Genomic DNA, 8,753 nt, shown 5'->3' with positions numbered 1-8,753 from the left:
GGGTCCGTCTCCCTCGGAGACGGACCCCGGGCTCGTCACCATGTCCGCCGGTGGGACCGGCGCGAGCCGGACGGCCGGAGTCAGAGGAAGCGGCGGATCGGGAGCACGGCCGCCTCGCGGACCCGCTGCGCCGGCGAACGCCGCTTCCAGCGACGCCGGCTGATCGGCTCACTCACCGTCAGGTCCTCGTCGAAGTGCGCGTCCAGCGTGGCCGTGAAGGTCTCGTCGAGTACGGCGAGCATGACCTCCTCGTCGTGGTCCAGCGACCGCCGGTTGACGTTGGTCGACCCGATCAGCGAGCCCACCGAGTCGACGGTGACGATCTTCGCGTGCATCATCGTCGGCTGGTACTGGTAGATCTTCACGCCGCACGCCGTCAGTTCCTCGTAGTACCGCTGACCGGCCAGCAGACAGACCCGTTTGTCCGTGTGCGGGCCCGGCAGCAGGATCTCCACGGAGACCCCGCGCCGCGCGGTCGCGCACAGCAGTTCCACGAAGTAGGGGTCCGGGGCGAAGTAGGCGGTCGCCAGCCGTACGCGCTCCTCCGCCGACTCCAGCACGACCCGGAACAGGGTCTGCATGTCCTGCCAGCCGAAGCTCGCCGATCCGCGTACCACCTGGACGACCGCGTCGCCGTATCCCTCCTGCTGGACGAACCGGTCCCGCTCGTCGAACATCTCCTCGTGGCACTCCGCCCAGTTCTGTGTGAACGCGGCGGCGATCCCGTCCACGGCGGCGCCCTGGACGCGTACGTGCGTGTCGCGCCACTCGTTCTCGTTGCGCGCGTCGCCGCACCACTCCTCGGCGATGCCGACACCGCCGGTGAACGCCGTTTTCTCGTCCACCACGAGCACCTTTCGGTGGCAGCGGTGATTCTGCTTCAGGGGCGAGAGATACAGCGGCTTGCGGAACCACGCCACCCGCACACCGGCCTGCTCCATCGCGCTCAGCTGGTCCTTCTCGATCAGCCTGCTGCCGAACCCGTCGAGCAGCAGGCGCACCCGCACTCCGGCGCGCGCCCGGTCGGCGAGGGCGCGCGCGAACTCGCGCGCGATGTCGCCGCGCCAGTAGACGAACGTCATCATGTCGACGGTGTGCTCGGCTCCGCGGATGCTCTCCAGCATCGAGGCGAAGATCTCGTCGCCGTTCCGGAGCGGGACGAGCGCGTTGCCCTCGGTCATGGCGATGCCGATCAGCCGTTCGAGCCGCCGCCTCAGGCGCCGGATCTTCGCGTCGGCCCTCGTCGCTTCCGCGGTCGCCCCGTCAGGGGCCGCCCCGTCAGTGGTCGTCGTTACCGCGCTCATCGGGCCGCCGATCTGTGCGACGGGCGGAAGAGGGGGGAGAACAAGGTGGAAACTCCTTCCGGGTCGAATACAGGGTCACTTCGTGTACGTGCCCTCTATTCCGGGTGCCCGGCGCCCGGCCGGTCACGCTGTGCTCAGGAACTCATTCCGTCATTCCGTCCGGACTCTTTTCCGTCCGAGCTCTTTCCATGCGGGCTCCCTCCACACACACTCGTTCCGCGCGCGTTCGTTCCGCGCGTTCGGGCCCCAAGGCGGCGTGCGCGCCGGGCACTTGTCGGTCCCTCGCCCCCCGCCCGATGTCCGGCTGTGGCAAAGTCCTCCAGGTGGATGAGCTGCGACCCCAAGATCCCGCGCGCATAGGCGTATGGCAGATTCTCGCCCGCCTCGGCGCGGGCGGTATGGGACAGGTGTACCTCGGCCGCTCGCCCGGCGGCCGGCTGGTGGCCGTGAAGGTGATCCGGGACGAGATCAGCGACCATCCCGAGTCGCTCGCCCGCTTCCGGCGGGAAGCCGCGACCATGGAGACCGTACGCGGCCCCTACACCGCCCAGTTGATCGAGGCGTCCCTCGACGCGTCCCCGTTCTGGCTGGCCACCGAGTACGTACCCGGGCCCACGCTGCGCGAAGCCGTACGCGCGAGCGGGCCCTTCCCGCCCGACAGCGCGCTGCGGCTCCTCGCCGCACTCGCCGAGGGGCTGGCCACCGTCCACCACCACGGCGTCACCCACCGGGACCTGAAGCCGCAGAACGTCATCCTCGCGCCGCAGGGGCCGCAGCTGATCGACTTCGGCATCGCCCGTGGGCTCGACTGGACGGCCCTCACCCAGACCGGAACGGCGCCGGGCACGCCCGGGTACGCCGCTCCCGAGGTGCTCCTCCGTAATGAGGTCAGCCCGGCGGCGGACATCTTCGCGCTGGGGGCGACGATCGCCCACGCGGCGACCGGGCGGCCCCCGTTCGGCGGCGGGGACGCGTCGGCGGTGAGCTTCCGGACCGTGTACGAGTCGGTCGACCTGGCGGGCGTACGGGACGACCTGGCCGCGCTGATCCGGCGATGCGTCGCCAAGGACCCGGCGGAGCGGCCCGAGTTGGCCACGGTGATCGCCGGATGCGCGGTGGACTCGCCGTTGACCGCGGACGCGCACTACCGGTCGGTGGCCCGCGACACCGACCCCGTCCCGGTCCCCGTACCCGACCCGGCACCCGACCCGGCGCCTGCGCCCGACCCCGACCCCCTACGCCAGGCCGCGCCCGATCCGGCACCCGGACCCGCTCCCGACCCGCGGCCCTCGCCCGACCCCTGGCGCTGGGGAGACCCCGAGCCCACCCCGTACGCCGCCCCCGACCATCAGCCTCCGCCCGCCACCGGACCGGGACGCCGTAAGGGCGGCCTGCTCGCGATCTGCGCGACGGCGCTCGCCGGGGTCCTGGCTCTCTGGCTGATCCTCGACCAGGGCGACAAGGACCAGGACACCGACGCGGCTCCCACCACCGGGACCAGCACCGGGGCCGGCGCCGGGCCGAGCGCCGAGGCCGGCACCGACCGTCCGGCCGCCGAGGACGGCCCGGCGGACGGGCCACCGGACCACATCGTCAACGACCGCGTGTCGCAGGACCGTTGGACCCTGTCCGACGATCCGGCACAGGCCTCCCAGGGCATCGGCACCTGCGATCTGGCCAGTCTCGCCGGCTCCCCGCCGCCGGCGGGCCTCCAGTCCTCCGTCTCGCACACCACCGGCTCGGGCACCGCCTCGGTCAGCTTCCGCCCCCAGGCCGCCGGGAAGGGGAAGCGTCCCGATCCGTACTACGTGTCCGTCGGGATACGCCCTCCGCACGAGACCGACCGCACCACCGGCCGCCCGCTCGAATCGGCCGGAAAGGGCATCGGCTTCACCACCGAGCCCGTCGACCTCTACTCCAAGTGGTCGTCGGGAGGAACCGTCAAGTACCGCTATCCCGACGACTTCCGGGCCCACTTCGAGGAAGGGACGGTCGACGCGATCCCGGTGAGCGACGACCCGGGCGACTGGACCGTGGTGCTGTACCACGTCGAGGGCGGACCCTCGGACTTCACGACCATCAGCTGCAACGGCTTCCACGCCTGAGCCCGGAGGCGCTCGGCCACTCCCGTCACGCGGGTGCCGGAAGGCCCGTCTCCAGCAGCAGGAGCGCGATGTCGTCGCTCTTCTCCTCGATCACCGTCGCCTCCGCCTCGGTGATGAGCCGGTCGCAGAGGGTTCCCAACGGCCCGGCCGGAATCCCGGCGACCCGACGGGCGAGATCGTCGATCGAGTCGACCAGGTCGGTACCGGACCGTTCGATGAGACCGTCGGTGTAGAGCACCAGGAGGCTGCCCGGCGGCAGGTCGACCTCGGTCGTGGTGAACGAGGCGCCGGGTTCGACGCCGAGGACCAGTCCCGACGGCAGGTCCAGCACCTCGGTACGGCCGTCGGGCAGTCGCAGGATCGGTGGCAGATGGCCCGCGGAGGCCAGCAGGACACGGTTGCGCCGCAGATCCAGATGGGCGTAGAGACAGCTGGCGAACAGCTCCGTGTTGAGGTCCTCCAGCAGGCGGTTGGTGCTCGCGAGGACATCACCGGGCGGCGCGCCGGCCTGTGCGTGGGTGTGCACGGCGGTCCGTACCTGTCCCATCAGTGCCGCCGCCTGGACGCTGTGGCCCTGCACGTCACCGACGACGGCGGCGGCCGTCGCGTCGTCGAGCCGGATCAGATCGTAGAAGTCGCCACCGACGTCCATGGCGCTCATCGCGGGCCGGTAGCGGGCCTCGGTGTTGAGGCCGGCGAGGCTCGGCAGATGGCTCGGCAGCAGGCCCGCCTGGAGGCCGCGGGCCGTTCCGGCGTGGAGGTCGTACAAGCGTGCCCGCTCCAGCGCCTGCGCGATCAGCCCGGCCAGGGAGAGGAGTTCGGCACGTTCGTTGGGGACGAACGGCTGGACGCGGTCGTACCCGAGGACGCACGCGCCGAGCGTCCGGCCGGAGACGGTCAGCGGCAGATAGGCGAGGGCGGACACGTCTCCGTACGACTTGACGCCCGGATAGGTTTCGCGCAGTACGGCGAGGTCGGAGTGGAACGCGGGGGTCCCGGTCTCTATGGCGCGTACGCCCTCGGTGCGGTAGCTCATGGGAAGGCCGTCGAAGAAGTCGGACGTCTCGGCCGGGAAGCCGCGGGAGTCGACGACTCGTAGGCGTCCTTCCTCGGCGGTGAGCAACGCGAACCCCTGGGCCCCGAGGACGGGCATCATCTGCTCGTTGAGGAAGTCCGCGATCTCGCGGACGGTCTTCACCTCGGCCAGCGCCGACGCCAGATGTATCAGGTGGAACAGGGTGCCCGCGTGGACGGGGGTGTCCGTGGCCGAGATCTCCTCGGAACCGCTGCCGTCGCCGGGAAAGTCGAAGGGCTCCACCCTGACCGTGACGCCGGAGTCGTCGCCGTACATGGTGACCGAGAGCCAGTGGCCCTTCGGATGGCGGACCCGGAAATCGGAGGGGAGCCGGCTGAAGACCGCCGCGAGGTAGGCGTTCTCGAAGGCGGGATCCCGCAGCCAGGGGATCACCTCGAAGGGATTGCGGTGCAGCACCTCGGCGCCGTCGACATCGAGGAGTTCGGCCGCCCGGGCGTCCACGAACGTCAGCCGCTCCTCCAGGTCCAGCTCACAGACGCCGCCGGGAAGGCGGCCGACGGCACGGGCCCGGACCTCGGGGTTTCCCGGCGGCAGGTCCAGCGCGAGCGGATCGGGCCGCGGCAGCACCGGCTCTCCCGCCTCGGCGGCCCGGCGCAGGGCCTTCGCGGCGCGGCCGCAGGCGGCGTCCACCTCGTCGACCTCCGCGGCCGAGAGCTCCGAGGAGTGGGTGCCCGGCCACAGCAGGAGTACGGCGCCCCAGGACTCACCCGCGTCGACCAACGGCACGACGTACATGGCGACGCGGTAGGGAAAGGCGAGAGCGGTACGCGGAAAACGGTGGGCCAGCTCCTGCTGACTGCCCACCCAGACCGGCCTCCCGGAAAGGACCGCCTCCGTCACCGGTACCTTCGCCACGCGTGCCACCCGCGACCAGGACCGGGCGAGCGTCGTGGACACGCCCCGCACGACCGTCATACGGACGAGCTGCTCGTGCGGCACGTCCAGATATCCCGCCACTATGTGCGCGCCGACCGAGTCGGCGATGCGTTCCACCTCCCTGTCGAGGACGCGAACAGCCTCCTCGTGCCGCAGGACGCCTTCGTTGTCGGACATAGGCCTCACCGCCTTCCGCCTCGTTACGAGGGCGCCGTACCCGAGCGAGGGGGACGCCGTACAGGTCTCCAGAGGCACGACCCGAGGCGTATATCACCCTTGAATAGTATAGTCATGGCATTTTTCAACGAAACGGTGCATTTCATCCCTGGTGGGAGCCGGTAACGACGGGGGGACATGCGACCGCGCCCCCGACATCGTTGTCGAAGGCGCGGCCCACACCGCTCGTTGCCACTAAAGGCGCGCACCGGGGCGCGCGGTCCTCCTAGGGCGTGTAGACGGCGGCACTGCCGTACAGCTCCCTGGTGAAGGCGGAGACGTCGGCGCTGCGGTTCGAGCCGTCGAGGTTGTACGTCAGATAGACGCCGTACCCCTCGCTGACCGTGCGGCGGGCGAGGCTGGCGGCCGTACTCTGCGAGGTCCGGCCGATCTCGACGGCCGCGGGCGACAGCTTCGACTTCGGCAGGGAGAGGCCGGGCACCTGCCAGCTGCCGTAGTACGGGTTCCAGGCGTAGTCGAACATGGACGAGATGTTGACGCCGCCGTAGGAGAGCCGGGAGGCGGCGGGTCCGATGTTGTAGAGGCTGATGATCTTGTTCGGCATGTTCGCGCGCAGCGCGCTCACCAGGTGCACGAAGGAGCTGTCGTTGGGCTGGCCCGTGCCGTTGGTGCCGTACTGGGCGTATTCGTCGTCGAAGTCGATGCCGTCGAGGCCATATCTGGCCACGGCGTCCGACATCTGCCTGGCGAACGCCGAAGCCGCCTGCTGATTCGGGAAGTTGGCGAAGCCCGCGCCCTGGTGGTTGCCGAGGACCGAGAGGACGACCTTGATGCCCTTCTGCTGCAACGGCCGGATCTGGGTGGCGGCGTTGTCGAGAACGCGCTGCACGTTCTCGTTGAAGTGCAGATACGCCGTCCTGGTGCCCGTGTCGTAGTTGATGTTCGCCGCGAAGATCACGGCGACGTCGAAGACGGTGTCACCGTCGGAGGCGAGCGTGTACTTGCCGACGTTGAGCATGCTGTGGTTGTTCACCTCGACGTACGCCACCGAGGCCGGCCCCGTCTTCAGGGGGGCGGGGGCGGGTGCCGGGGCGGGGGCGGGGGCCGCCGCCGCGCCGGTCGTGGCGGTTGTGCCGAGGGTGAGGGCCGCGACGGCCGAGAGCGCGAGCGCCGCCGTCCGTACTCGTCTCCGTACCAGAGTGAGCATCGTTGATCGGTCTCCCATCGCATGGGTCGGCGCCCGGCCTGTTCGAAAGCGCCGAGTGAACCCCCCGAGTTTTCCGCTCTCGCTCCGATCTCCCCGGAATCCCGCGCGAACCCTCACGACTTCCACGCACGCCCCACCTCAACCAGCCATTGACACGGGCAAGTTGGCGCGTTCGGCTCGCCGATCGACCGACTCGGGAGGGGCGGTCGGGGTTCCTGTGGCCGCGCGGTCGGCTTCGTCCATCCGACCGTGGGAGCCGGCCGTCAGCGGCGCGCCCCCGTGACCACGATCAGCAGGGGGACGAGTCGGGTCGGGGGGATCCGGTAGCGGCCGCGGCCCGTCGTCTCCAGCCAGCCGGCGGAGACGAGCTGGCGCAGATGGTGGTAGATCTGGCCGGTCGTGCCGAGTCCGTCCAGTTCCATCAACTCCGTGACGGCGGTGCGCCCTTCGGCCAGGGCCTGGATCAGCCGGAGCCGTACGGGATGGCCCAGGGCTCCCAGCGCCTCGGCCGCCTCCGACCAGTCGGAGTTCAGCACCGACTCCGTGGCCTCGGACCGCTCCCACTCCACGAGTTCACCGTCCAGACCGACCACGGACCCGGTGAAGAGCACTCCCCCGCGGGCCACGGCCTGCAGCCGCTCCCGGAGTTTCGGCAGTGCCCAGTACGTCTCGGTCGAGGCCTCCTCGGCCCGCGGCTCGGGCGGGGCGCCCTGCGCCCGCGCCTCGAGTTCGGCGAGGCGCCGAGAGAGCTCGGCAACCTGCCCGGCCAGCGCTTCCCACGGCGGGGCACCATCAGTCATCCGGTCAGCCTATCGGGGGACGTTCGTCCGCCACCGTGCGCGCCGGAGCGGCCCCGCGAACCCGGCGCCGGCGCCCCCTCCCGGCAGGGCCCCGTCCCGCCCGAATGATCCCAGAAGGGCGAATACCACTGCGGGACGGAGCAGATCTCCGCATTGCCCCCGTTCCGAAAAAACCGACCTTTCGGGCCGTGACCGATTGCGGACAATATCCCGAGCGAGGATTTTCATAGCGATGAAAACTCCATCCGGTTCCGGCCGCAGCCTTTCCGGAATTGATTGTTCCAGATCAAGCATTCCCACTGAACAGCCAGCGGATACGCCCTTCTTGATGGCCCATCCATCGATCTTTTTTTTGAGCCACGGCGAATTGGAGAGCCTCGAAAGAATGCGCCACCCGATCATCTCCCGTTTATCGTGTGATCTGCGTCACATCAGTAAAGCCTTGATCTAGCCGGGGCAATGCGTTCTATTATGACTCCCGCAAAGTCAGGCAATTAATCAGCGCTGACTGACGGGGGTCGATATGCCGCAGTGTGCACGGCCGGCAGGAAATTCAAGCCAGAGCTCAGTGCGAATCTGCGGCTTTTCGTTGCGAATTCATGTAATTCCCTGATCCCCCGGGTGCCGGCGCAACACAGAAAATAAGGGAGTAAAGCGTGGCGACCATCGCCGAATTCATGAACGACCAGAAGCTGGGTGTTCTGGAGCAGGGTTACAAGGAGGACACCCAGGAGCCCGTCCTGGCGACCCCCGCGGCCGCCGTGGCGACCTGCTGGTACGTCGGTGGCGCCGCCGCCGGCGTCACCGTCGTCGCCGGTGCCTACGTCGCCGGCCGCGTCTTCGGCTGAGCCGTTCCATCACAACGAAAGGGAATGCAATGAGCAGGATCGTTGAGAGCGTTGCCGCCATCACGCCGGAGCACCTGACCGACGGGTCCCACGGCGACGTCGTCGCCATGGCGCCCGTCCAGGCCACCCCCGGCCTGGTCGCCTTCGGCATCGGCTTCGCCGGTGGCGCCGGTGTCTCCTGGGTCGGCGTCCAGGCGTACGAGGCCGGGGCGAACGACTAGAACCGCTGTCGGGCCGAGCTTCACGCAGTTCAGGGGCTCTGCCGGCTCCTGAGCGCATCTTCCGGAAGCTGATTCCGGAGCAGGCAGCACTGTCGGGCCGCGTCGGAACCGCGGCCCGA

Annotated in this window: 7 protein-coding genes; 3 read left to right on the top strand and 4 right to left on the bottom strand. The window is 69.7% G+C overall.

The genetic code is table 11. The annotated features are described in order from the left end of the window. Positions 1–80: 80 nt before the first annotated feature. Positions 81–1,304: a phosphatidylserine/phosphatidylglycerophosphate/cardiolipin synthase family protein gene (locus ACFWU9_RS01640; protein ID WP_384313779.1), complete on the bottom strand. Its 1,224-nt coding sequence runs from the start codon at positions 1,302–1,304 to the stop codon at positions 81–83. Positions 1,305–1,627: 323 nt separating this feature from the next. On the opposite strand from ACFWU9_RS01640, the gene ACFWU9_RS01635 reads away from it, so the two are divergent. Further along, a complete protein-coding gene (locus ACFWU9_RS01635; RefSeq protein WP_384313777.1) occupies positions 1,628–3,409 on the top strand; it encodes a serine/threonine-protein kinase in 1,782 nt (593 codons plus the stop codon). A gap of 25 nt (positions 3,410–3,434) precedes the next feature. Here ACFWU9_RS01635 and ACFWU9_RS01630 read toward each other — a convergent pair whose 3' ends face one another. The 3 genes from ACFWU9_RS01630 to ACFWU9_RS01620 all read right to left on the bottom strand — a co-directional run bounded on the left by ACFWU9_RS01630 (position 3,435) and on the right by ACFWU9_RS01620 (position 7,565). Beyond that, complete coding sequence (locus ACFWU9_RS01630) at positions 3,435–5,558, bottom strand: SpoIIE family protein phosphatase (RefSeq protein ID WP_384313775.1); 2,124 nt, start codon at positions 5,556–5,558, stop codon at positions 3,435–3,437. A gap of 265 nt (positions 5,559–5,823) precedes the next feature. Next, entirely contained in the window at positions 5,824–6,765 is a 942-nt protein-coding gene (locus ACFWU9_RS01625; protein WP_384313773.1) for an endo-beta-N-acetylglucosaminidase H, read from the bottom strand. A gap of 263 nt (positions 6,766–7,028) precedes the next feature. Continuing rightward, entirely contained in the window at positions 7,029–7,565 is a 537-nt protein-coding gene (locus ACFWU9_RS01620; protein ID WP_384313771.1) for an ArsR/SmtB family transcription factor, read from the bottom strand. Between the two features lie 656 nt (positions 7,566–8,221). Here ACFWU9_RS01620 and ACFWU9_RS01615 point away from each other — a divergent pair. Both ACFWU9_RS01615 and ACFWU9_RS01610 read left to right on the top strand, forming a co-directional pair. Next, entirely contained in the window at positions 8,222–8,413 is a 192-nt protein-coding gene (locus ACFWU9_RS01615) for a hypothetical protein (protein ID WP_242574632.1), read from the top strand. 29 nt (positions 8,414–8,442) lie between these two features. Then, entirely contained in the window at positions 8,443–8,634 is a 192-nt protein-coding gene (locus ACFWU9_RS01610; RefSeq protein WP_384313768.1) for a hypothetical protein, read from the top strand. Positions 8,635–8,753 lie beyond the last annotated feature (119 nt).

Source organism: Streptomyces sp. NPDC058653 (genome assembly GCF_042716895.1).
In the GTDB taxonomy this organism is placed as follows: Bacteria; Actinomycetota; Actinomycetes; order Streptomycetales; family Streptomycetaceae; genus Streptomyces.
The sequence above is the reverse complement of the archived record's forward strand: the minus strand, read 5'-3'. Positions and strand labels throughout refer to the sequence as shown.

Bases quoted from the DNA above. Each gene is read 5' to 3' on its own strand.
- ACFWU9_RS01620 (WP_384313771.1), bottom strand. From the start codon at position 7,565: ATGACTGATGGTGCCCCGCCGTGGGAAGCGCTGGCCGGGCAGGTTGCC.
- ACFWU9_RS01630 (WP_384313775.1), bottom strand. From the start codon at position 5,558: ATGTCCGACAACGAAGGCGTCCTGCGGCACGAGGAGGCTGTTCGCGTC.
- ACFWU9_RS01640 (WP_384313779.1), bottom strand. From the start codon at position 1,304: ATGAGCGCGGTAACGACGACCACTGACGGGGCGGCCCCTGACGGGGCG.
- ACFWU9_RS01610 (WP_384313768.1), top strand. From the start codon at position 8,443: ATGAGCAGGATCGTTGAGAGCGTTGCCGCCATCACGCCGGAGCACCTG.
- ACFWU9_RS01625 (WP_384313773.1), bottom strand. From the start codon at position 6,765: ATGCTCACTCTGGTACGGAGACGAGTACGGACGGCGGCGCTCGCGCTC.